General features: G+C 58.7%; 23 protein-coding genes and 1 riboswitch. Of the genes, 5 read left to right on the top strand and 18 right to left on the bottom strand.

Going from position 1 to position 23,755, the window contains the following annotated elements:
• Positions 1-52: 52 nt before the first annotated feature.
• The 6 genes from MX657_RS07080 to moaA all read right to left on the bottom strand — a co-directional run bounded on the left by MX657_RS07080 (position 53) and on the right by moaA (position 3,532).
• Positions 53-760: a Bax inhibitor-1/YccA family protein gene (locus MX657_RS07080; protein ID WP_119915046.1), complete on the bottom strand. Its 708-nt coding sequence runs from the start codon at positions 758-760 to the stop codon at positions 53-55.
• Positions 761-824: 64 nt separating this feature from the next.
• A complete protein-coding gene (moaE, locus tag MX657_RS07075) occupies positions 825-1,277 on the bottom strand; it encodes a molybdopterin synthase catalytic subunit MoaE (RefSeq protein WP_041910729.1) in 453 nt (150 codons plus the stop codon).
• Position 1,278: 1 nt separating this feature from the next.
• Positions 1,279-1,524, bottom strand: coding sequence for a molybdopterin synthase sulfur carrier subunit (moaD, locus tag MX657_RS07070; protein WP_032649449.1), 246 nt, complete (start codon positions 1,522-1,524; stop codon positions 1,279-1,281).
• On the bottom strand, positions 1,517-2,002 hold the full coding sequence (moaC, locus tag MX657_RS07065; protein WP_008501142.1) for a cyclic pyranopterin monophosphate synthase MoaC: 486 nt from the start codon (positions 2,000-2,002) through the stop codon (positions 1,517-1,519). The genes moaD and moaC overlap by 8 nt, the downstream gene beginning before the upstream one ends.
• A gap of 3 nt (positions 2,003-2,005) precedes the next feature.
• Positions 2,006-2,518 (bottom strand): molybdenum cofactor biosynthesis protein B, encoded by a 513-nt coding sequence (gene moaB / locus MX657_RS07060; RefSeq protein WP_115874539.1) that lies wholly within the window; start codon positions 2,516-2,518, stop codon positions 2,006-2,008.
• Positions 2,519-2,542: 24 nt separating this feature from the next.
• On the bottom strand, positions 2,543-3,532 hold the full coding sequence (gene moaA, locus MX657_RS07055) for a GTP 3',8-cyclase MoaA (protein WP_119915049.1): 990 nt from the start codon (positions 3,530-3,532) through the stop codon (positions 2,543-2,545).
• A riboswitch (molybdenum cofactor riboswitch) is annotated at positions 3,520-3,653 on the bottom strand. (Overlaps the previous gene by 13 nt.)
• Before the next feature lie 225 nt (positions 3,654-3,878).
• Between moaA and yvcK the strand changes: the two genes are divergently transcribed.
• The gene (gene yvcK / locus MX657_RS07050) at positions 3,879-4,787 is read left to right on the top strand and encodes a uridine diphosphate-N-acetylglucosamine-binding protein YvcK (RefSeq protein WP_346807824.1); all 909 of its coding nucleotides are present in this window, start codon (positions 3,879-3,881) and stop codon (positions 4,785-4,787) included.
• Between the two features lie 491 nt (positions 4,788-5,278).
• Here yvcK and uvrB read toward each other — a convergent pair whose 3' ends face one another.
• Entirely contained in the window at positions 5,279-7,294 is a 2,016-nt protein-coding gene (gene uvrB, locus MX657_RS07045; RefSeq protein WP_346807823.1) for an excinuclease ABC subunit UvrB, read from the bottom strand.
• Between the two features lie 752 nt (positions 7,295-8,046).
• Here uvrB and MX657_RS07040 point away from each other — a divergent pair.
• Positions 8,047-8,769 carry an ABC transporter ATP-binding protein gene (locus MX657_RS07040; protein ID WP_119915051.1) on the top strand — a complete coding sequence of 241 codons (723 nt, stop codon included), beginning with the start codon at positions 8,047-8,049 and terminating at the stop codon, positions 8,767-8,769.
• On the opposite strand, the gene bioD is transcribed toward MX657_RS07040, so the two are convergent.
• From bioD to bioB, 4 genes are read right to left on the bottom strand one after another with little or no spacing between them, the layout of a single operon-like run.
• Positions 8,732-9,433, bottom strand: coding sequence for a dethiobiotin synthase (bioD, locus tag MX657_RS07035; protein ID WP_346807821.1), 702 nt, complete (start codon positions 9,431-9,433; stop codon positions 8,732-8,734). The two genes, MX657_RS07040 and bioD, sit on opposite strands and share 38 nt — an antisense overlap.
• Complete coding sequence (bioC, locus tag MX657_RS07030; protein ID WP_346807820.1) at positions 9,426-10,181, bottom strand: malonyl-ACP O-methyltransferase BioC; 756 nt, start codon at positions 10,179-10,181, stop codon at positions 9,426-9,428. The genes bioD and bioC overlap by 8 nt, the downstream gene beginning before the upstream one ends.
• Positions 10,165-11,322 (bottom strand): 8-amino-7-oxononanoate synthase, encoded by a 1,158-nt coding sequence (gene bioF / locus MX657_RS07025; protein ID WP_217480035.1) that lies wholly within the window; start codon positions 11,320-11,322, stop codon positions 10,165-10,167. Before bioF ends, bioC begins: the two co-directional genes overlap by 17 nt.
• Positions 11,319-12,359, bottom strand: a complete 1,041-nt coding sequence (bioB, locus tag MX657_RS07020; protein WP_033144975.1) for a biotin synthase BioB — start codon at positions 12,357-12,359, stop codon at positions 11,319-11,321. The genes bioF and bioB overlap by 4 nt, the downstream gene beginning before the upstream one ends.
• An 86-nt stretch (positions 12,360-12,445) precedes the next feature.
• Between bioB and bioA the strand changes: the two genes are divergently transcribed.
• Together bioA and MX657_RS07010 are read left to right on the top strand one after the other, a co-directional pair.
• Positions 12,446-13,735 carry an adenosylmethionine--8-amino-7-oxononanoate transaminase gene (bioA, locus tag MX657_RS07015; protein WP_429844681.1) on the top strand — a complete coding sequence of 430 codons (1,290 nt, stop codon included), beginning with the start codon at positions 12,446-12,448 and terminating at the stop codon, positions 13,733-13,735.
• Positions 13,736-13,782: 47 nt separating this feature from the next.
• Positions 13,783-14,259, top strand: coding sequence for a kinase inhibitor (locus MX657_RS07010; RefSeq protein WP_003858531.1), 477 nt, complete (start codon positions 13,783-13,785; stop codon positions 14,257-14,259).
• 84 nt (positions 14,260-14,343) lie between these two features.
• Here MX657_RS07010 and hutH read toward each other — a convergent pair whose 3' ends face one another.
• The 5 genes from hutH to hutI all read right to left on the bottom strand — a co-directional run bounded on the left by hutH (position 14,344) and on the right by hutI (position 20,586).
• Positions 14,344-15,864: a histidine ammonia-lyase gene (gene hutH, locus MX657_RS07005; RefSeq protein ID WP_346807815.1), complete on the bottom strand. Its 1,521-nt coding sequence runs from the start codon at positions 15,862-15,864 to the stop codon at positions 14,344-14,346.
• Positions 15,861-17,549: a urocanate hydratase gene (gene hutU, locus MX657_RS07000; RefSeq protein ID WP_346807814.1), complete on the bottom strand. Its 1,689-nt coding sequence runs from the start codon at positions 17,547-17,549 to the stop codon at positions 15,861-15,863. The genes hutH and hutU overlap by 4 nt, the downstream gene beginning before the upstream one ends.
• A gap of 127 nt (positions 17,550-17,676) precedes the next feature.
• Positions 17,677-18,411 carry a histidine utilization repressor gene (locus MX657_RS06995; protein ID WP_080327847.1) on the bottom strand — a complete coding sequence of 245 codons (735 nt, stop codon included), beginning with the start codon at positions 18,409-18,411 and terminating at the stop codon, positions 17,677-17,679.
• Between the two features lie 19 nt (positions 18,412-18,430).
• Entirely contained in the window at positions 18,431-19,369 is a 939-nt protein-coding gene (gene hutG / locus MX657_RS06990) for a formimidoylglutamase (RefSeq protein WP_346807812.1), read from the bottom strand.
• On the bottom strand, positions 19,366-20,586 hold the full coding sequence (gene hutI, locus MX657_RS06985; RefSeq protein WP_346807811.1) for an imidazolonepropionase: 1,221 nt from the start codon (positions 20,584-20,586) through the stop codon (positions 19,366-19,368). The genes hutG and hutI overlap by 4 nt, the downstream gene beginning before the upstream one ends.
• Positions 20,587-20,811: 225 nt before the next feature.
• Between hutI and MX657_RS06980 the strand changes: the two genes are divergently transcribed.
• Positions 20,812-22,095 carry a putative acyl-CoA thioester hydrolase gene (locus tag MX657_RS06980; protein WP_346807809.1) on the top strand — a complete coding sequence of 428 codons (1,284 nt, stop codon included), beginning with the start codon at positions 20,812-20,814 and terminating at the stop codon, positions 22,093-22,095.
• 52 nt (positions 22,096-22,147) lie between these two features.
• Here the strand turns inward: MX657_RS06980 and tisB are convergent, their stop codons facing one another.
• Both tisB and pgl read right to left on the bottom strand, forming a co-directional pair.
• The gene (gene tisB, locus MX657_RS06975) at positions 22,148-22,237 is read right to left on the bottom strand and encodes a type I toxin-antitoxin system toxin TisB (protein WP_023332440.1); all 90 of its coding nucleotides are present in this window, start codon (positions 22,235-22,237) and stop codon (positions 22,148-22,150) included.
• Between the two features lie 443 nt (positions 22,238-22,680).
• Positions 22,681-23,676: a 6-phosphogluconolactonase gene (pgl, locus tag MX657_RS06970; protein ID WP_080327851.1), complete on the bottom strand. Its 996-nt coding sequence runs from the start codon at positions 23,674-23,676 to the stop codon at positions 22,681-22,683.
• Positions 23,677-23,755: the final 79 nt, after the last annotated feature.

Here is a 23,755-nt window from a genome sequence, read left to right as displayed (position 1 = left end):
CTCGCCCCGGCCCTCTCCCCAAAGGGGAGAGGGTTAGGGTGAGGGGCCGTCTTTAGCGACGGTTGCCGAAAATCCGCAGCAGCATCAGGAACAGGTTGATGAAGTCCAGATACAGCGTCAGCGCGCCAAGAATCGAGTATTTGCGCAGGTTTGAACTGTCGCGCACGTCGATCTGCTCACCGATGTTTTTCAGCTTCTGGGTGTCATAGGCCGTCAAGCCAACGAAGACCACCACCCCGATGTAGGTCACGGCCCACATCAGCGCGTCGCTCTTGAGCCACAGGTTCACCAGCGACGCCAGCACAATCCCTATCAGCCCCATAAACAGCATGTTGCCAAAGCCGCTCAGGTCACGTTTGGTGGTGTAACCGTACAGGCTCATTACACCGAACATCCCGCCGGTCACCACAAAGGTGCTGGCGATGGAGGAGTAGGTGTAAACGATGAAAATACTGGAGAGCGTCAGCCCGGTCAGCGCCGAATAGAGCATAAACAGCGTGGTCGCCATGCCCGCGCTGAGCTTGTGCACCAGCCCGGAGAGCACAAACACCAGCGCCAGCTGCGCGATAATCAGCCCAAAGAAGGTGATTTTGCTGGAGAAGATAAACATCATCAGTTCAGGCGTGTTTGCTGCATACCACGCGATGAACGCCGTCAGCAGCAGGCCGACCGTCATCCAGCCGTACACCTGAGCCATATAGGTCTGCAGCCCGCTACGGGTCTGCTGTACTATTGAATCGGAACGCGGAAATCGGTCCATGATTCACTCCTGATTAAGATTAAGTAAACACACACGTTAAGAGTAACACATCCACGTAAACCGACTACCAACGGCTGGCGGCCTGTTTATCGCTGTCGCGTGATTCCACCCAGCGCTCGCCTTCCGGCGTGGCTTCGCGTTTCCAGAACGGCGCTTTGGTCTTGAGGTAATCCATAATGAACTCACCTGCCGCAAACGCGCTGCCACGGTGCGCGCTGGTGACGCCAACAAAAACGATCTCTTCGCCAGGCCACATCTCACCGATGCGGTGAATCACCGTGACGCGACCAAGCGGCCAGCGGCCCCGCGCCTCGTCGACAATCGCCGCCAGCGATTTCTCGGTCATCCCCGGATAGTGCTCCAGCGTCAGCGCCTTCACGCTGTCACCGAGGTTGTGGTTGCGCACTTTGCCGGTAAAGGTAACGACCGCACCGTCTTCATCGCGTTCCGCCAGCCAGTCATATTCTGTACCGACGTTAAAGCGCTCAGGACCGACCAGAATTCGGGTTTCTGCCATCTTAACCCCCTGTGACCGGCGGGAAGAAGGCCACTTCATCCCCTTCAGCCAGCGGGTGGGTGAATTCCACCAGCGTCTGGTTAACGGCGGCCAGCAGCTTGCCTTCATCCAGCGCCAGCGCCCAGCGGTCGCTTTGTGCCGCCAGATGCGCGCGCAGGGCGGCGACATTTTCAAAAGAGGCGTCCAGCGTCAGGCTGTCGGTATTGACCAGCTCGCGCACCTGGGCGAAAAAGAGCACTTTAATCATGGCTGTCCACCTTAAAATCACCGGATTTGCCGCCGCTTTTTGCCAGCAGGCGAACCGGGCCAATCACCATATCTTTCTGCACCGCTTTGCACATGTCGTAGATGGTCAGCGCGGCGACGGAGGCCGCCGTCAGGGCTTCCATCTCCACGCCGGTTTTGCCGGTTAAGCGGCACAGGGACTCAATGCGTACGCGGTTATGCTCCGGCTGCGCCTGCAGGTTCACTTCCACCTTGCTCAGCATCAGCGGGTGGCAGAGCGGAATGAGATCCCAGGTCCGTTTTGCAGCCTGAATACCGGCGATACGCGCGGTGGCAAAGACGTCGCCCTTGTGGTGGCTGCCGTCGATAATCATCGCCAGCGTTTCAGGAAGCATGGTGACGAACGCTTCCGCGCGCGCCTCGCGCACCGTTTCGGCTTTGGCGGAGACGTCCACCATATGCGCTTCGCCAGCGGCGTTAATGTGGGTCAGTTGTGACATAGCTTATTTCTTTAAATGGGGATGGAAATTACACGGACGGGTACGGGCATCCAGCTGCGGGGCGATGATGTTTTCCCACGCGGTGCGGCAGGCTTTGGTCGAGCCCGGCATGGCGAAAATCAGGGTTTTGTTAGCTACCCCGGCAACGGCGCGCGACTGGAGCGTGGAGGTACCAATCTCTTCAAACGAGAGCATGCGGAACACTTCGCCGAAGCCTTCCACCTCGCGGTCAAACAGCGGGATAAGCGCTTCGGGGGCCTGATCGCCTGCGGTAAAGCCGGTGCCGCCGGTGATCAGCACCACCTGCACCTCATCACTCGCAATCCACTGCGACACCTGCGCGCGAATGGCGTAGCGGTTCTCCTTCACGATCGCTTTATCGACGATGTTATGCCCCGCGTCATGGGCCGCGTCGCGCAGCCAGTGGCCGGAAGTATCATCTTCCTCGCCACGACGGTCGGAAACGGTAAGGATAGCAATGCGTGTCGGGATAAATTCTGCGCTTACCTGACTCATCTTCTGATTCCTTCTTAAGCCTGATTACCCGCCGATGTAAGACAGGTTCTGAGTAATGCCGGTGTTGCCCTGATGCAGGAAGTGGGTCTGTTTTTTGTGCGTCAGCGCTTCAGAAATGCGCGCTTCAAGCGCGTCCTGCTGGGCATCGTCTGCCAGCAGATCGCGAAGATCGACGCCGCCGTCGCCGAACAGGCAGAGATGAAGCTTGCCAACGGAGGAGACGCGAAGACGATTACAGCTGGCGCAGAAGTCTTTCTCATAGGGCATGATAAGCCCAATCTCGCCTTCGTAATCCGGGTGACAGAAGACCTGTGCCGGGCCGTCGCTGCGCTGGCGAATCTGGTGGATCCAGCCACGTTTCAGCAGCTCGTCGCGCAGCACCATGCCGGAGATGTGATGACGGCGAAACAGCTCGCTGCCCTCGCCCGTTTCCATCAGCTCGATAAAACGCAGTTGAATGGGGCGCGGCTTGATCCACGCCAGAAAGGTGTCCAGCTGATGATGGTTAACGTCGCGCATCAGCACCGTGTTGACTTTGACCTTGTCGAACCCGGCGGTAAAGGCCGCGTCGATGCCGTCCATGACCTGGCGGAATTTGTCCTGCCCGGTAATGGCGTGAAACTGCCGGGCATCAAGGCTGTCTACGCTGACGTTGATAGCGGTTAAGCCAGCGTCGCGCCAGTTCGCCACGTCACGTGCCATGCGGTAACCGTTGGTGGTCACCGCGATCTGGCGGATACGTTCGTTTTCACGCACGGCGGCAATGATGTCGGGGAAATCGCGGCGCAGGGAGGGTTCGCCCCCGGTCAAACGAACTTTTTCCGTACCGAGCTCAGAGAACGCACGCGTGACGCGACGCACTTCATCCACGGAGAGAAAGCCGTTATTGGTAACGCTGCCCGGTTTGTAGCCGTCGGGCAGGCAGTAGGTGCAACGGAAGTTGCACACATCGGTAATCGACAGACGTAAGTAAAAAAACTTACGCGCGAAAGCATCAGTAAGTTGTGAAGCCATGTACACCTTTCCAGATCGGGAGGCACAGTCATTTCTTTCTGTACCCTGGTGGCCTATTCGCCACGGCCAGGGCGCCATATCGTTCGACACAGGCGCCAGGGCTAGAGTGTATGTTTTCAATTTCGAAAACGTGGTTATGGCGATAGTAGCGCGGAAATTCTCACTTCGCCATCATCGCCTTTCGCTATATAATTATGTATATAGCGACTCAGTCCTGCATTTTCGCTACAGAATACCTAAAAACCGCACTTTCGCATTGATATACGTCATTTTGCATTGGGTGGGGCATCGTCTTTTAGGGGTAGTTAGGTTACTGTTATGCGATTGATGGTGATAAGGAATACGTATGCGCAGTCGCACTTTTGCGGATCTTGACCGAGTGGTCGCTCTTGGCGGAGGCCACGGTCTGGGCCGTGTTATGTCCTCTTTGTCGTCACTCGGCTCACGGCTGACAGGGATAGTGACCACCACCGATAACGGTGGCTCAACCGGGAGGATCCGACGCGCCGAAGGCGGGATAGCCTGGGGTGATATGCGCAACTGTCTGAACCAGCTTATTACAGAGCCGAGCGTCGCGTCAGCGATGTTTGAGTACCGTTTTGGCGGCAATGGCGAGCTTTCCGGGCATAACCTGGGAAATTTAATGCTTAAAGCGCTGGATCACCTTAGCGTGCGGCCGCTTGAAGCCATCAATTTAATTCGAAACCTGCTGAAAGTGGATGCGTTTCTGATCCCGATGTCTGAACAGCCGGTGGATTTGATGGCGATTGATGCCGACGATCACGAAGTATACGGCGAAGTGAACATCGACCAGCTTCTGCTGCCACCAAAAGAGCTGATGACCTACCCGAGCGTGCCGGCCACGCGAGAAGCGGTGGAAGCCATCGGGGAAGCGGATCTTATCCTGATCGGTCCAGGCAGTTTTTACACCAGCCTGATACCAATCCTGCTGGTGAAAGAGCTGGCGCAGGCGCTGCGTCGCACCCCTGCCCCAATGGTTTACATCGGTAACCTGGGCCGTGAGCTGAGCCCGGCGGCGGCGAGCCTGTCGCTGGCGGACAAACTCAGTTTGATGGAGCATTACGTCGGCAAGAAAATCATCGACGGCGTGGTGGTGGGGCCAAAAGTGGATGTGTCCGGGATTGGCGATCGTCTGGTGGTGCAGGAGCCACTGGAGGCTTCAGACATCAAGTATCGCCACGACCGCCACCTGCTGCGTGAAGCGCTGGAGAAGGCGATTCAGGCACTGGGTTAGGTTCGTTTGGTGCGGCCTGATGCCCTCACCCACTGGGCTGAGGGTTCCCCACAAAATAATGCCAGCACGGACGACCCCCTCTCGCTTGAGGGAGAGGGCGGGGTGAGGGGGAACATACGGCTCTGGTGGTCATTCCGTTCACTTCACGTTCCTTGCTACTCTGTGAGGACATGACCGGTGAACGTGCCAGGGCGGCTCAATCGCCACCGCCCTGGCGACCCGGGCTCCCGGCGGTAAATCGCCGCTTCGCGGTACCCTCAGCTTATTCCTTCAGGCTATCGGGTCGGGCATGAGCCTGCATCCCTGCAGGCCACGCCCTCTCGGCGCATCCCTGCGCCTCGCCCCGGCCTTACGGAAACGCTTCGGCGATTTACAGCCGGACCTGGGCATCGCTGAAAGCCTTAACTCGTTCTGAAACAACCTTATTGCTTCTGTCTAAAAATTACTGGGGATTCCTCAGCCCACGGGGAGAGGGAGAAAACAACGCTTATTCACGATGCCGCAATAAACAGATCCCGCAGCTGATGCAGCTGGTCGCGGATCTGCGCCGCCTCTTCGAACTCCAGGTTCTGGGCGTGCTGCATCATCTGTCCTTCCAGCTCGTGGATTTTCTGCTGCAGCGCTTTCGGCGTGAGTACGACAGTATCTTCTTCCACCACTGAACGCGCCTTGCCGCGACCTTTCGCTTTGGTCTTCGCAATGTTCTGACCCAGCGCCAGGATATCCACCACCTTCTTGTTCAGCCCCTGCGGCGTAATGCCGTGCTCTTCGTTGTAGCGCTGCTGTTTCTCGCGGCGGCGCTCCGTTTCGCCAATCGCTTTCGCCATCGACGGGGTGATTTTATCACCGTACAGAATCGCTTTACCGTTGACGTTACGCGCGGCGCGACCAATGGTCTGGATTAGCGAACGTTCAGAACGCAGGAAGCCCTCTTTATCGGCGTCCAGAATCGCCACCAGCGAGACTTCCGGCATATCCAGACCTTCTCGCAGCAGGTTAATCCCCACCAGCACGTCAAATTCGCCCAGACGCAGATCGCGGATAATCTCCATGCGCTCCACGGTGTCGATATCCGAGTGCAGATAGCGCACCTTCTCACCGTGTTCTTCCAGATACTCAGTCAGGTCTTCCGCCATGCGCTTGGTGAGCGTCGTCACCAGCACGCGCTCGTTGATGGCGGAACGGGCGCGAATTTCCGAGAGCAGATCGTCTACCTGGGTCGCCACCGGGCGCACCTCAATAATCGGGTCCAGCAGCCCGGTCGGACGAACCACCTGGTCAACGACCTCATCGCCAGATTTCTCCAGCTCGTAGTTGCCCGGCGTGGCCGAGACGTAGATAGTTTGCGGTGCCAGCGCCTCAAACTCTTCAAACTTCATCGGACGGTTATCCAGCGCTGACGGCAGGCGGAAGCCATACTCCACCAGCGTCTCTTTACGTGCCCGGTCACCGCGGTACATCCCACCGATCTGCGGGATCGTAACGTGGGATTCGTCGATCACCAGCAAACCGTCTGCCGGAAGGTAATCAAACAGCGTCGGCGGCGGCTCGCCCGGCCCGCGCCCGGAGAGGAATCGCGAGTAGTTTTCGATACCCGAGCAGTAGCCCAGCTCGTTCATCATCTCCAGATCGAACTGGGTGCGCTGGCTCAGGCGCTGCTCTTCCAGCAGCTTATTGTTGGCCAGAAGCACCTTACGGCGCTCTGCAAGCTCCTCTTTAATCTCTTCCATCGCCTGTACGATACGCTCGCGTGGCGTCACGTAGTGCGTTTTCGGGTAGATGGTAAAACGCTGGATCACCGACTCAACGTGTCCGGTCAGCGGGTCGAAGAGCGACAGGCGTTCAACCTCTTCGTCAAACAGCTCGACGCGCAGCGCCATATCGTCCGATTCCGCCGGGAAGATGTCGATCACCTCACCGCGTACGCGGAAGGTACCGCGCTGGAACGCCTGGTCGTTACGGGTGTACTGCAGCTCGGCCAGACGGCGCAAAATGGCGCGCTGGTCGATGATCATCCCCTGCGTCAGGTGCAGCATCATCTTCAGGTAGAGATCCGGGTCACCCAGACCGTAAATCGCGGAAACAGACGCAACCACAACCACATCGCGACGCTCAAGCAGCGCCTTGGTCGCAGATAGTCGCATCTGTTCGATGTGTTCGTTCACCGAGGCATCTTTCTCAATGAAGGTGTCAGAGCTCGGCACATAGGCTTCCGGCTGGTAGTAATCGTAGTAGGAGACGAAATACTCTACGGCGTTTTCCGGGAAGAACTCTTTCATCTCACCGTAAAGCTGGGCTGCGAGCGTTTTATTGGGCGCAAGCACCATTGTGGGGCGCTGAAGGTCCGCAATCACGTTAGCGATGGTGAACGTTTTACCCGAGCCGGTTACCCCCAGCAGCGTCTGGTGCGCCAGCCCGTCTTCCAGCCCCTCTTTAAGGCGACGGATCGCCTCAGGCTGATCGCCAGATGGACGGAAAGCAGAATTCAGTTTGAACGGTTTACTCATGGGCGACGACCTGATGACGTTATTAAGCGGCAGGTGAGTAATTTTACTCCTTGTTGCCAGGAATGCCAGTAAAAAACACTGGATGAAAAACCAGTAGCGTGTCAGGATATTTAGCATAGCGGCGGTGTGATTAGCGCGTTAGCGTACAAAATTTGGGCTCTGACGAGATAAAAAACCAGCCAGGTTGGGTTATCCCCAGAACTTTTTCTTTTTTAACATTTGTCAAGCCAGGTAATGGTAGTTTTGTGGCAACGAGTGACACTTTCATGACGGTAATTGCTTTTATCTAAGCAATTAAATTATAAAAGATATTTTCTAAAGCCGCGTTTCGCGCCAATTTGGGCGAAAGCCCCGTCTTCTCTCGCTTATCGCGTGTTTTCTAACTCTCATGCACATGGTTATCCACAGGAATAGTGGATAACTGCTTCCAGCCCGTATGGACTGCCGCTCAGCAAATTCCCGGATTTTCCCACGAAGCGGCAACAAAAAATTTTTATAGCTATTTTTTGACGATAAACAGTTGCGTCATTCATAACCAACCGATGCGATCCTGCTCACATTTCCGCCATTTTTCGGCCTGCACCACGACTCAACATTCCCGGCACCGCCGATGTGCAGCCCACGCGTTTTTACCCTGCTCTCCTGCGGTTTATTCCTAAAAAAGTCGTTTTTTTAATCAACTTACGGTTTCTGGCAGGCGTTTTGCAGTATCGAAACAGGTCTTACCCCTACGCATTTTTAAGGAGAAAAAGATGTTGAGTCTGCGTGCAGTGAATCAGTTTTACGGAAGCCAACATACGCTATGGAACGTGGATTTGGATTTTCCGCAGGGCATGTGTACAGGCGTCGTTGGCCTGCCGGGGATGGGCAAGACCACCCTGATGAACTGCATTACCGGAAACGTCCCCGTCGAAAGCGGCACGATTATCTGGCATGAAGCGGGCGCACCGCCGCGCGATTTGCTCAGCCAGATGCCAGAGCAGCGCTCAGGGCCAGGGATTGGGTATGTCCCGCAGGACAGGCGTATTTTTTCTCAGCTGACGATTGAGGAGAATCTGCATATTGCCATGCGGGCGGTAGGGAAACCCGACCCGGCAGCGAAAAGCGACGTGTACGATCTGTTCCCGGAACTGTACGCGCGACGTCAGACGCGAGGAAACGCCCTTTCGCCAGACGACCAGTATCAGCTGGCGCTGGCGAATGCACTGGTCAACCGCCCGAGGATGCTGATTCTGGATGAGCCCATGCACGGCGCGGGACACAGCTTTGCCCAGAAGCTGGCGCAGCTGCTGGTGCGCTTAAGCCGGGAATTAGGCATGACGGTGCTGTTAGCGGAGCAGCAGCTGTCGTTTATCCGCCGGGTCGCGGACCGTTTCTGCATGCTTTATCGCGGTCGTAACGTGGCGCAGGGCCACGTTAGCGAGCTGAACGATGAGCTTATTGCCCACTGGATGTCACGGGAAGCAAGGCGCTGAGGTTGAGATAGCGCCCGGTTTCAGCCTGCTCAGCATCACCGGCAATCCAGGGGATTTCCCCGAGGAACGGTGCCGGTAGCACGCGCTTCAGGGTCGCCAGATACTCCTGATGCCGCTTGCCCGGCGCAACCACGTCGTTGGCTATCCAGCCTGCCAGCGTCAGCCCTGCCTGCTGAACGGCCTGCGCCGTCAGCATGGCGTGATTGATGCAGCCCAGCTTCACGCCGACGACCAGAATCACCGGAAGCTGCTCGGCCTGCACCCAGTCAGCAAACGTCTGCGCATCCGAAAGCGGCGTAAACCAGCCGCCCGCACCTTCCACCAGCACCCAGTCGGCCTGGCTTTCCAGCGTCCGTAACCCGGCAGAAAGCACGGCGAAATCAATCGGACGGCCTTCGTCAGCGCTGATAATGTGCGGCGAGGTCGGCTCGGCAAAGGTGTATGGATTCACCGCTGAATAGGCGAGTTCACGCGTGCTGTTACGCTGGAGCGCCAGCGCGTCGGTGTTGCGTAACCCTTCCGCCGTCATCTCGCTGCCGGAGGCGACAGGCTTATATCCGGCGGTATTTTTTCCGAGCAGTCGTGCCGCCTGCAACAGCGCAGCGCTGGCAACCGTTTTGCCCACTTCCGTATCCGTGCCGGTAACAAAATAACGTTCAGTCACGTTCGATAATCCCATGAAAAAGTTGATAAGTGAGCGGGAAGCTGCCCCGCACCTGCGGCCACGCCAGATCCAGGCGTTGCAGTTGCCCCCGGGTCAGCGGTTTTTTCTCCCGCCCGGCGTGCAGGTGCGTGGCGCCGATGCCCTTCAGCGAGCGCATGGCGCTGAACGCATCGTCGAAGTTGAGGGTGATGGTCTGCACCGTGCTGCGACAGCGCCAGCCTGCCAGCGCCTGCGTCACCTGCTCATGCGATAAGAAACGGTTAGCGTGCGGCTGCTCATCCACCGCTTTCCACGCCTGATTCAGCTCTGGCAGCGAACTTTCCAGCAAGGTGGTAAAGGCCACCTTTCCGCCCGGTCGTGCGACGCGATAAAGCTCGCGTAACGCCTGCGGCAGGCTGCTGCACCACTGCACCGCCAGATGGCTCCAGACCAGATCGAACTGCGCGTCCGCCAGCGGGATCGCCTCGATATCCGCCACCAGGTAGTGATGCGCTACCTGCTGCTGGCGCGCTTCGTTCAGCATGGCAGGCGACAGGTCGATGGCCGTCACCTCGCTCCACGCATCACGCCAGTAGCGGCTGTTGCTGCCGGGGCCGCATCCGGCGTCCAGCACCCGCGGGAAGCGGTTCTCGCCAAGCGCGGCCAGAAGCCCCTGCGCGCTCTGGCGCTGCAGTTCATCGTGCTGCGAATAGCTCCGCGCGGCCCGGCCAAACGCCGCCGCAACGGCCTGCTTATTCACCGGCATCATGAAGCACCTCCAGCAGCGTCTGGATATCCTGCGCCTCATGCGCCGCCGTCAGGGTTAAGCGCAGCCGCGCGGTGCCCGGCGGGACGGTTGGCGGGCGAATGGCCGTCACCCACATGCCGCGCTCGCGCAGCGCCTGTGCCAGCGCCAGCGCGCGGCCGTTTTCGCCGACAATCACCGGCTGGATGGCGCTCTGCGAATCGGGACTGTGGAAGGGCAGCGCCGCTAACCCCTGGCGGAAGCGGGAGATGTGCTCTGCCAGCCGCTGGCGACGTTCATCCCCTTCTGCGCTGCGGATCACCGCCAGCGACGCAGACAGCGCCACGGCCTGCGCCGGGGGCATGCTGGTGCTGTAGATCAAGTGTCGGGCAAACTGCAGCAGATAGTCGGCGACGGACTCGCTGCACAGCACGGCGGCGCCGCTGACGCCAAACCCTTTGCCGAAGGTGACAATCAGCAGCTCCGGCTTCACGTTTTGCTGATGCGCGCTGCCGCGACCTTCGTCGCCCATTACGCCAGTGCCGTGGGCATCGTCCACCAGCAGCCAGGCGTTTTGCCGCTTTGCGGCCTCGTGCAGCGCGGCAAGCGGCGCGCTGTCGCCGTCCATGCTGAACACGCCTTCGGTGACCGCCAGCTGCTGCCCCTCGCAGGGTTTGCCCAGCAGCGTAGCGAGCTGCTCCGCATCGTTATGGGCAAAGCGGCGCAGCTGCGCCGGACTTAAGTTTGCCGCCTCCAGCAGCGAGGCGTGGCTTAAGCGGTCAGCGACAATGCGGTCCTCTTTTCCCATCAGGGCCGCGATAACCGCCTGGTTGGCGGCAAAGCCGGAGATAAACAGCAGCGCACGCGGGTAGCCCAGCCAGTCGGCCAGCGCTTCCTCCAGCGTATGATGCGCCGTGGTGTAGCCGCTGACGTGCCCCGAGCCGCCGCTGCCCACGCCAAACCGCTCCGCGCCCTGTTGCCAGGCGCGGACGATGGCCGGATGCTGGCTCAGGCCGAGATAATCGTTGCTGGAGAAATTACAAAACTGCCGCCCCTCGCGGGTCAGAAAACGGCCTGCGCCGTTTTCCACCACCCTGCGTACGCGAAACGCCTCTGCCGCCCGGCGTTCTTCCAGCGCGGCATTAATCCGTGCCTGCCAGGTCATACGGCTGCCGCGTTATAGAACTGGTCGGTGTCGGCGTTGAAAATCTGCTGCTCCAGCTGCTGCTGTTGCTCGTTATCGCCCGTCAGCACCTCGGTCTGGTGCGGGTTCAGCCCCAGCTTGCGGAACAGCTGAACGTCTTTGTCCTCTTCCGGGTTCGGCGTGGTCAGCAGCTTGCAGCCGTAGAAGATGGAGTTGGCCCCGGCCATAAAGCACATCGCCTGGGTCTGCTCGTTCATCTGCTCGCGACCGGCGGAGAGGCGTACGAAAGAGGTCGGCATCATGATACGCGCCACCGCGATGGTGCGGATAAAGTCAAACGCGTCCACGTCGTCGTTATCCGCCAGCGGCGTACCTTTGACCTTCACCAGCATGTTGATCGGCACGCTCTCCGGCGGAGTCGGCAGGTTCGCCAGCTGCAGCAGCAGGCCCGCGCGGTCTTTCACCGTTTCACCTAAGCCCACGATACCGCCGGAGCAGACCTTGATCCCCGCGTCACGCACTTTGTCCAGCGTGTCCAGGCGCTCCTGATAGGTGCGCGTGGTGATGATGTTGCCGTAAAACTCCGGCGAGGTGTCAAGGTTGTGGTTGTAGTAGTCCAGCCCCGCCGCCGAGAGGCGCTGCGCCTGCTCCTCGTTCAGCGTGCCGAGCGTCATACAGGCTTCGAGGCCCATCTCCTTCACGCCCTTCACCATCTGCTCCAGATACGGCATGTCGCGATCGTGCGGGTTCTTCCACGCTGCGCCCATGCAGAAGCGGGTTGAGCCGGCGTTTTTCGCCTTGCGCGCGGAATCGAGCACCTGCTCAACCTCCATCAGGCGTTCGGATTCAAGACCGGTTTTATAGCGCGCGCTCTGCGGGCAATATTTGCAGTCTTCAGGACAGGCACCGGTCTTGATCGACAGCAGCGTGCTGACCTGAACATGGCGGGGATCGAAGTGCTGACGATGCACCTGCTGCGCTTCAAACATCAGCTCCAGGAAAGGTTTGTTGAATAATTCAGTGACTTGCGACATCGTCCAGCGTGCGTGGTGAGCCATCGGGCTTCTCCAAAGGGTTTTGTTAATTGTCGGTTCGGTTTATACTTGTAAACCTAAAACTTTTCAAAATGGTTTACAAGTCGATTATGACCCAGGACGATCTCGCCTTCGACAAGCAGCATATCTGGCACCCTTACACCTCCACCACCCGCCCCCTTCCCGTCTATCCGGTGGCCTCGGCCCACGGCTGCGAGCTGCACCTCGCCAGCGGCGAGCGGCTGGTTGACGGGATGTCCTCCTGGTGGGCGGCCATTCACGGGTACAACCATCCTCGCCTGAACGCGGCGATGAAGGCGCAGATTGACCAGATGTCGCACGTGATGTTCGGCGGCATCACCCATCAGCCCGCGGTGGATTTATGCCGTCGCCTGGTGGCGATGACGCCTGAATCGCTGGAATGTGTCTTCCTGGCGGATTCCGGCTCGGTGGCGGTGGAAGTGGCGATGAAAATGGCGCTGCAGTACTGGCACGCGAAGGGCGAAACGCGACAGCGGTTCCTCACCTTCCGCAACGGCTATCACGGGGATACCTTCGGGGCGATGTCGGTGTGCGATCCGGACAACTCCATGCACAGCCTGTGGAAGGGCTATCTGCCGGAAAACCTGTTTGCCCCGGCCCCCCAGAGCCGCTTCGACGGCGAGTGGAACGAGATGGACATGGTCGGTTTCGCGCGGCTGATGGCGGCGCATCGTCATGAGATTGCCGCCGTGATCCTGGAGCCGATTGTGCAGGGCGCAGGTGGAATGCGGATGTACCATCCGGAATGGCTGAAGCGCATTCGCAGGATGTGCGACCGCGAGGGCATTCTGCTGATTGCCGATGAAATTGCTACCGGCTTTGGCCGCACCGGCAAGCTGTTTGCCTGCGAACATGCGGGCATTGCGCCGGATATTCTGTGTCTGGGCAAAGCGCTGACCGGCGGTACCATGACGCTTTCCGCCACTCTCACCACCCGCCAGGTTGCCGACACCATCAGCGACGGCGAGGCGGGCTGCTTTATGCACGGCCCGACGTTTATGGGCAACCCGCTGGCCTGCGCCGTCGCTAGCGAAAGCCTCGCCATTCTGGAGAGCGGCGAGTGGCAGACGCAGGTCGCAGCGATTGAGGCGCAGTTGAAAGACGCGCTGAGCGCCGCATCGGGTGCGAATTTCGTGGCCGACGTGCGCGTGCTGGGGGCCATCGGGGTGATTGAAACCACCCACCCGGTGAACATGGCGGCGCTGCAGCGCTTCTTCGTTGAGCAGGGCGTCTGGGTGCGGCCTTTTGGCAAGCTTATCTACCTGATGCCGCCGTACTGCATCACGCCCGAGCAACTGCGTAAATTAACCTACGCGGTCGTTACAGCCGTTAACATTCCCGCGCATTTCACGATTTAACCCCATGCGTTACACTTTTTGAATGAGTGAGTAACGAGGGAAATCGGATGAAAATCATCAGTAAAGATTTGCGCGACGGCGAAAAGCTGCCGGAACGTCACGTGTTTAACGGGATGGGTTATCAGGGGGATAATATCTCTCCCCATCTGGCGTGGGACGATGTGCCAGCGGGAACCAAAAGTTTTGTCGTGACCTGCTACGATCCGGATGCGCCAACCGGGTCGGGCTGGTGGCACTGGATCGTGGCAAACCTGCCCGCCGACACGCGCGTGCTGCCGCAGGGCTCCGGTTCCGATCTGGTTGCTCTGCCTGACGGTGCGATTCAGACGCGCACTGACTTTGGCAAAGCGGGCTACGGCGGCGCGGCGCCGCCAAAAGGGGAAACGCACCGCTATATCTTCACCGTGCACGCGCTGGATGTGGACAAGATTGAGGTCGACGAAGGGGCGAGTGGCGCGATGGTAGGGTTTAACGTGCATTTCCATTCGCTGGGTAGCGCGTCGATTACGGCGATGTATTCGTAAAAAAAGCCGGGTGGCGGCTACGCCTTACCCGGCCTACATTTCGTACTCGTAGGCCCGGTAAGCGCAGCGCCACCGGGCATAAAATCACAGCACCGAAGGTAACAGCCCCACCAGCCGTCCTTCCTCCAGAAGCTGCATCGCCTTATCAATATCCGGCGCAAAGAAGCGGTCGTCATCGTAGTGCGTAACGTGCTCGCGCAGCTCATGGCGCGCCTGCTCCAGCAGCGGGCTGGATTTTAGCCCTTCGCGCAGATCGATACCCTGACTTGCCGCCAGCCACTCCACCGCCAGCACGCCGCGGGTGTTTGAAGCCATCTCCCACAGACGACGCCCGGCAGCCGGTGCCATCGAGACGTGATCTTCCTGGTTCGCCGAGGTTGGCAGGCTGTCCACGCTATGCGGGTGCGACAGGGCTTTGTTCTCGCTTGCCAGCGCCGCCGCGGTCACCTGGGCAATCATAAAGCCCGAGTTCACCCCGCCGTTACGCACCAGGAACGGCGGCAGCTGGGACATATGTTTATCCATCATCAGCGCAATGCGGCGCTCGGATAACGCGCCGATTTCGGCAATCGCCAGGGCGATATTATCCGCCGCCATCGCCACCGGCTCGGCGTGGAAGTTGCCTCCGGATACCACCTCGTTTTCCTGGGCAAATACCAGCGGGTTGTCGGAGACCGCGTTGGCCTCCACCAGCAGCACCTCTGCCGCCTGGCGCAGCTGCGTCAGGCATGCGCCCATCACCTGCGGCTGGCAGCGCAGGGAATACGGATCCTGCACCTTCTCACAGTTATGGTGTGAATCGGCAATTTCGCTGGTGTCGGTAAGCACGTGACGGTACATCGCGGCAGCATCAATCTGCCCGCGCTGACCGCGCACCTCGTGGATGCGGGCATCGAACGGGCGACGCGAGCCCAGCACGGCTTCGGTGGTCAGCGCACCGCACACCACCGCCGAGGCAAACAGATCTTCCGCTTCAAACAGGCCGCGCAGCGCGAAAGCAGTCGATGCCTGCGTGCCGTTCAGCAGCGCCAGCCCCTCTTTCGCCGCCAGCGTGATCGGATTTAACCCGGCTTTTTTCAGCGCCTCTTTCGCAGGAAGCCACTCGCCCTGCCAGCGCGCTGTGCCTTCGCCGAGCAGCAGCAGCGACATGTGCGCCAGCGGCGCGAGGTCACCGGAGGCGCCGACGGAACCTTTTGCCGGGATCCACGGATAGACTTCCGCGTTCACCAGCGCCATCAGCGCCTGGATGACGCTCAGGCGGATGCCCGAGAAACCGCGCGCCAGGCTGTTGATTTTGAGGACCATCATCAGACGGACAATCTCATCGTCCAGCGGCTGACCCATGCCCGCCGCATGTGACAGCACCAGCGAACGCTGTAAGTTTTCCAGATCGTGCGTGGCGATGCGGGTCTGCGCCAGCAGGCCAAAACCGGTGTTGATCCCGTAGGCGGTACGCCCTTCGGCAACGATGGCTTCCACGCAGGCGACGCTGTCGTTTATCGCGGCGTGGGCGCTTTCATCAAGTGAAAGGGTGATCGGTTTACGCCAGACGTTACGCAGCTGTTTGAGCGTCAGCGAGCCCGGAGTGAGAGTTAAGGCGTTCATTTATGCTTTCCTTGTGTGGCAGGGATCATCGGCAGGTTCAGCCCCTGCTCTTTGGCACAATCAATGGCAATCTCGTAACCCGCATCCGCGTGACGCATCACGCCGGTGGCCGGGTCGTTGTGCAGCACGCGGGCGATACGCGCGGCGGCTTCATCGGTTCCGTCGCAGACGATGACCATCCCGGAGTGCTGGGAGAAGCCCATCCCGACGCCGCCGCCGTGATGCAGTGATACCCAGGTCGCGCCGCTGGCGGTATTCAGCAGGGCGTTCAGCAACGGCCAGTCGGAGACCGCATCCGAGCCGTCGCGCATGGCTTCGGTTTCACGGTTCGGGCTGGCGACGGAGCCGGAGTCCAGGTGGTCACGGCCAATGACGATCGGCGCGGTGACTTCACCGCTGCGCACCATTTCGTTGAAGGCCAGGCCGAGCTTTTGCCGCCACTCCAGTCCCACCCAGCAGATACGCGCCGGCAGGCCCTGGAAGCTGATGCGCTCGCGGGCCATGTCCAGCCAGTGGTGCAGGTGTTCGTCGTCTGCGACGATCTCCTTCACTTTGGCGTCGGTTTTGTAGATATCTTCAGGATCGCCGGACAGGGCCACCCAGCGGAACGGGCCGATGCCGCGGCAGAACAGCGGGCGAATATAAGCAGGAACAAATCCCGGGAAGTCGAACGCATTATTTACGCCCATCTCTTTCGCCATCTGGCGGATGTTGTTGCCGTAGTCAAAGGTCGGAATGCCCATCTTGCTGAAGGCCAGCATTGCGGAGACGTGCTCGGCCATAGCGCGTTTCGCGGCGAGTACCGTTCCTTCCGGGTCGGTCTCCGCTTTTTGCTGATACTCTTCCCATGTCCAGCCTTTTGGCAGGTAACCGTGCAGCGGATCGTGGGCGCTGGTCTGGTCGGTGACCAGATCCGGACGCACACCGCGGGCAACAAGTTCAGGAACGATATTGGCCGCGTTGCCGCACAGGGCAATCGACACCGCTTTACCTTCAGCGGTGTATTTTTTGATGCGCGCCAGCGCGTCATCAAGGTTATCAGCCTGTTCGTCGACGTAACGGGTACGCAGACGGAAATCAATACGGCTCTGCTGACACTCAATGTTCAGCGAGCAGGCACCGGCCAGCGTGGCGGCCAGCGGTTGCGCGCCGCCCATCCCGCCCAGACCGGCGGTGAGTACCCAGCGGCCTTTCAGCGAGCCGTTGTAGTGCTGGCGACCGGCTTCCACGAAGGTTTCGTAGGTGCCCTGCACAATCCCCTGGCTGCCGATGTAGATCCAGCTCCCGGCGGTCATCTGGCCGTACATCGCCAGCCCTTTCGCATCGAGTTCGTTGAAGTGCTCCCAGGTGGCCCAGTGCGGCACGAGGTTAGAGTTGGCGATCAGCACGCGCGGCGCGTTCTTGTGGGTTTTAAATACGCCAACCGGCTTGCCGGACTGCACCAGCAGGGTTTCGTCGTTTTCGAGTTCGGTCAGGGATTTTACAATTGCGTCATAGCATTCCCAGTTGCGCGCGGCGCGGCCTATGCCGCCGTAGACCACCAGCTCGTGGGGGTTTTCCGCCACCTCAGGATCAAGGTTGTTCATCAACATGCGCAGCGGGGCTTCGGTGAGCCAGCATTTAGCGGTAAGCGTGGTGCCGCGCGCGGCGCGGATATCCTGCTGGCGGTATTTACCTGACGACATTGTGTGCTCCTCATAAGGGACAGATGATGCATTTAGATATACTTGTATAGACAAGCACACACAAGGTCGTATTTAACAAAAAAGATACAATTTTGTTATATTGCGTTAGCGATCACGCTTATAAAACTTATGACATAAAGTGGCCCTGCAGCCGGTAACGGTTCCCCGGGAATAGCAGTCGGGCATGCGACACAATGTGCGACGATGACCAGGTCCGGCGGCGTATCAGCAGGCACGGATCGTGCTCTTTGATGCGCAACAGCTCGCACTCCTGCGGCGCGGCGCGCACCGCTTCCACAATGTGCTCCCCTTCCGTGAGCGGGGCGACGAGCGAGAGATACGCGTGCGGCGTGGTGTGGGTGTAATCCTGGTTCAGATAGTCCGGGATCCGTTCAGCGTTCACGCAGCGATCTTCAATCTGCACCGGGATGTCATTTTCGAAATGCACCATCACGGAGTGGAAGATACGGCTGCCTTCTTTGACGTTCAATTCTACGGCCTGCTCGGGGCTGGCCTGTGTCTCTTCCAGCACCAGCACTTCGCAGCGGTGCTGATGATTTCGTGCAGCAATTTCGTCCGCGATGCTGCGGATTTCAAACAGCGCCGACTGTCCTTTTGGCTCGGCGACAAAGGTTCCGACGCCCTGCAAACGCACCAGCAGCCCTTCATCGGTCAGTTCACGCAGTGCGCGGTTGATGGTCATTCGGCTAAAGCCAAACTGCGCCACCAGCTCCGCCTCAGACGGAATACGGTCGTGTGGTCGCCAGACGCCGGCGGCGATTTTTTCGCTGATCGCCTGCTTCACCTTTTCGTAAAAAGGCGCAGGAGGGCTCGACTGCGGCAGGGGCGAGCGTGAAAACATCATGACTCCTTGAATGTTGTTATGCCCACCAGTGAGCAATTTGCCAGGCCAGACGGGCGGCGAGCTTAGCGCCCTGTCCGTCCCGATCGTACTGCGGGTTAAACTCTACCAGATCGGCGGCCTGTAGCTTACCGCTGCGACAGATTTGTTCAATAACCGGTAGCAGATCCAGCGCCGGAACCCCTAACGCGGCCGGAGCGGAAACAGCAGGCATCTCGCTGGCGGGCAGGACGTCAAGGTCGATTGTCAGGTAGACACGATCGGCCTGTGCCAGCACCTTTTCCAGCACCGAGAGTGCCTCGCGCCTGAAATGAAGATCTTCCACCAGCATGACGTTCAGACGATGGGCCTCATCCCACAGTGCCTGCGTGTTCGCCGCCCGACTCACCCCAAAGCAGGCGTACTGAAATTCACGCCCGCGCTCATCGCAGTAGTGCGCCAGCTGACGAAACGGGGTACCGGACGTCGCCCGTTCTGCCTTGCGCAGGTCAAGATGCGCGTCAAGGTTTATCACCGCCACGCGCTCGCCAGGGAACGCATCCAGAACCCCCCGGCCGTGCGCCCAGGCGGTTTCGTGCCCGCCGCCAAAGACCAGCGTGCGCATTCCGGACTGCTGGCAGGCCGTGACGGCATCGCTTAACGCCCGTTGTGCGGCTTCCAGCTCATCGCCTTCAACGTACACCGAGCCCATGTCCGACAGCCGCTCGTGTCCCTCATGGCTTGCCATATTTGCCAGCGCTTTGCGCAAAACATCAGGAGAGAGCGCGGCGCCGGGCCTGCCATGATTGCGTTTAACCCCGGCATCGCACTCGAATCCTATCAGCGCGATGCCGGATGAAAGCGGCGTGAACTGCCCCTGCTGCTTTATCGTCTGGAAAATACGCGTTGCATTGCTGGCCTCGGCGCTGTCGTCGCGCCCCTGCCAGACCGTATCGGCTACGGGCCGCCATAACCTCATACAGCCTCCCCACGAAAAATACGTTGATAAAGCGGATTGCGTCCCGGCTCGTAGACCATCTCAACCGGATGGTAAGCATCCCAGACGATAAAATCAGCGACAAACCCTGCCCGCAGCTGCCCGTGGGTTACGCCACGGCCCAGCGCCTGCGCGGCATGGCGCGTGACGCCAGCCCAGGCCTCTTCAGGGGTGAGGCCAAACTGGACGCAGGCCATGTTCATCGCCAGGTGCAGGCTGGCAAACGGGCTGGTGCCGGGGTTATAGTCGGTGGCAACGGCCATCGGCACCCCTTGTTTTCTGAGCTGTTCAACCGGCGGACGCTGGCGCTCCTGCAGAAAATAGAACGCGCCGGGGAGCAGTACCGCAACCGTACCGCTTTGCGCCATCGCCTGAACGCCTGCGTCGTCGAGATATTCAATATGATCGGCCGAGAGCCCTTTATACCGGCTGACCAGTGCCGCGCCACCCTGATTCGACAGCTGCTCGACATGCCCTTTCACCGGGATACCCAGCGCGGCGGCAGCCTGGAAGAGGCGCTCGGTTTGCGACGGGGTAAAGCCGACGTTTTCACAAAACACATCTACCGCTTCATATAACTCTTTCTGCCACAGCGCGGGCAGGATTTGCTCGCAGACCAGCGTGAGGTACGCATCCGGATCCTGTCGGTATTCCGCCGGGACCGCATGCGCGGCAAGCAGCGTTGGGCTGATATCGATCGGGTTATTGAGGCTCAGCTGGCGGGCAACCTGCAGCATCTTCTCTTCGGTATCAAGGTTGAGCCCGTATCCCGATTTGATTTCAACTGTCGTCACACCTTCATTTATCAGACGCTGGAGCCGCTGCTGCGCCAGCTTAAGCAGGGTTTCGGGGGAGCTGCTGCGCGTCGCCGTCACGGTGGCATTAATTCCGCCCCCCTGCGCGCTGATGGTCTGGTAAGAGACGCCGTTCAGACGCTGCTCCCATTCCGCCGCGCGGTCGCCACCGAACACCAGATGGGTATGGCAGTCAATCAGGCCTGGCGTGACCAGACGTCCCTGAAGATCGACGCTGTGACGGTGTCCGGAAGGAAGGTCAGATTCAGGAACAACGGCCAGAAGGGTTTGGCCGCGCACGACCAGCGCGTGCTGCTCTTTCAGGCCATACGGTGCGGACGCATCGGGAGCCATTGTTGCCAGGCGCGCATTTCGCCATATAACATCGTCAGGATGAAGCTGCATGGGGCATTCCACTTGTCATGGGTTGTATAGACATTTATTTGCATCCATCGTCTGCTGTCAACCGCATTCAGGGAAAATGTTATTTATTTGTGATCACTTACCCGCCGCTCCAGGGCTAAAAATGCAACTTTTACCCTTTTTATCTTCCCGTTTCGCTCAACTTAGTATAAAAAAGCAGGCTATTTCGTCTATCCCGTAAAGACTTGCATACCCAGGAGCTTCACCTTGAACATTTCCAGGATTTCCCGTCTGGCGTTAGCGCTCGCCTTTGGCGTGACCTTATCCGCATGCAGTTCAACACCACCGGATCAGCGTCCTTCTGAACAGGTTGCGCCCGGTACCGCCTCCCGCCCGATTTTGTCCGCGGATGAAGCGAAGAATTTCGACCGCGCACACTACTTCTCGGCGATGGATCCTAACGCTGCGCCGTGGACACCGTCTTCTATTAACCTGCCTAAACAGCCTGACTTCGTGGTTGGCCCGGCGGGTGCGCAGGGCGTAACGCATACCTCTATCCAGGCAGCGGTTGATGCGGCCATTACTAAGCACAGCGCGTCTCGCCAGTACATCGCGATCCTGCCGGGTGAATATGAAGGCACCGTGTATGTTCCGGCGGCACCTGGCAGCATCACGCTTTACGGTCTGGGCGAAAAAGCGATCGACGTAAAAATTGGCCTGGCGATTGATTCCGAAATCGACAGCAATACCTGGCGTCATCTGGTGAACCCGGCCGGCAAATATATGCCGGGCAAACCGGCGTGGTATATGTTTGATAACTGCCAGAGCAAGCGTTCCGCCACCGTTGGCATGATGTGCTCGGCGGTATTCTGGTCGCAGAATAATGGCCTGCAGCTACAGAACCTGACCATTCAGAATACCCTGGGTGACAGCGTGGATGCGGGTAACCATCAGGCCGTGGCGCTGCGTAGCGACGGCGATAAGGTGCAGATTAACAACGTCAACATTCTGGGCCGTCAGAACACCTTCTTCGTGACCAACAGCGGCGTACAGAACACGCTGCAGAACAACCGTCTGACCCGTACGCTGGTGACCAACAGCTACGTTGAAGGTGACGTGGATCTGGTATCCGGTCGCGGCGCGGTGGTGTTTGATAACACCGAATTCCGCGTGGTGAATTCACGCACTCAGCAGGAAGGTTACGTATTTGCTCCGGCAACCCAGTCTAACCTGTTCTACGGCTTCCTGGCCGTCAACAGCCGCTTCAACGCCGCCGGTGACGGTGTGGCACAGCTGGGCCGCTCGCTGGACGTGGACTCTGCTACCAACGGTCAGGTCGTTATCCGCGACAGCGTGATCAACGAAGGCTTTAACATGGCGAAGCCGTGGGCTGATGCCGCAATCTCCAAACGTCCATTCTCCGGCAATACCGGTGCGGTGGACGATAAAGGGAACGTGCAGCGCAACCTGAACGACGCTAACTTCAACCGCATGTGGGAATACAACAACCGCGGTCTGGGTAGCAACGTGGTTGCTGAGCCTAAGCAGTAAGATCAGAGTAAAAGGGGGATGTTAATCCCCCTTTTTACTGCGACTGGATACGTCAGGCACCAAACTTAAGATACGCATCCAATAGTTGCATAATCGCAACCATGAGTTGCAGGAACAGAATTGCCCATTCCACACCGCTCATACGCCACTCCTTTGGTATAGAGCACTTCTCCTCTGATTTACCTTTCCGCTGCCTGTCACCAGAGGTGTGTTGGCTTCATTTCTATGTGCTCCGCAGTTAAGGCACTGGCGGCACCACCCGACAGCCAGGACTTGAAACGGATCCTGATTTGCGGAACTGCAACACATCGAACCAACGAAAAGGAGTATATCAACTCAATGCTGTACATAAAAACAGTTGTAGGGGAATTAGGAATATATAAAGACAAACTGCCTAACTCATTAAATCAAAAAGACATAACTACATACGGGCGAGCCCATTGTCGATACCTTCCTTTTCAGCCGGTTTACAGACCTGAGGCCCGCCATTATTATGAATGTGTTGGTTTCTTTTCTATGTGCTCACCCGGCTACCACCGGGCATAAAAAAACCTCGCATTTGCGAGGTTTTTTGTTTTAAGCCGCTTAGTGAGCGTTAACGACCACCCACATCGGCCCCTGGCCGACCGCATAGCGTCCTTTCTCTTCCAGCAGCCCCTGCTCGCCTTTGATTTCATACAGCGCGATGTGGTGAGACTTCTGCCCCGCCGCAATCAGGTATTTACCGCTGTGATCGATATTAAAGCCGCGCGGCTGGGTCTCCGTTGGCTGGAAGCCTTCAATGGCCAGCACGCTGCCATCTTCAGAGATGCTGAAGACGGTAATCAGGCTGGAGGTACGGTCGCAGGCGTACAGATGACGGCCATCCGGCGTGATGTGGATATCCGCCGCCCAGCGGGTGTCGGAGAAGTCAGACGGCATCATATCCAGCGTCTGAACGCACTCAATCTGACCGTTTGGATCTTTTAGCTCCCACACGTCAACCGAGCTGTTCAGTTCATTTACCACATAGGCATATTGCTGGTTCGGGTGGAAAACCATATGACGCGGACCGGCACCTTCAACGGTAGTCACTTCGGCAGGCGTCTGCGCCACCAGGTGACCATCATCGCTCAGGGTAAACAGGCAGATGCGATCCTGCTTCAGCGCAGGCACCCACAGCGTGCGGTTGTCCGGGGAGATATTCGCCGAATGGCAGCCTTCCAGCCCTTCCACCACGTCGACAGTTTCTACCGGAATACCGTCGTCAAGACGGGTCACGCTGACGCAACCAGCATTGTAAGAGCCGCTAAAAATGAAGCGTCCTTTACGATCGGTAGAAATGTGAGTCGGGCTGCCCGGCAGCGGTGCTTCGGCGGTGTAGGTCAGTGCGCCATCGTCCGGCGAGATGCGGTAGGCCAGCACCCGGAACTCAGGGCGCACGCCAACATAGAGAAAACGTTTATCCGGGCTGACGACCATTGGCTGTACCTGCCCCGGAACATCAACAACCTGAACCAGCGTGAGCGAACCTTCTGCATTCAAACGCCAGACGTGGATCTGCTGACTTTCAGGACTGGCGGTATAAACGGTTTGTTTCATGAATACTCCTTTCCTCACTGCACGTGAAAGTGATTATTTTTAACGGTGAATGCTGAATTTTAGCCAGGAATTTTGCAGC

The sequence above is a fragment of the Enterobacter chuandaensis genome (assembly GCF_039718975.1).
Taxonomy (GTDB): domain Bacteria; phylum Pseudomonadota; class Gammaproteobacteria; order Enterobacterales; family Enterobacteriaceae; genus Enterobacter; species Enterobacter chuandaensis.
This window is presented reverse-complemented; position numbering and strand designations above follow the sequence as displayed.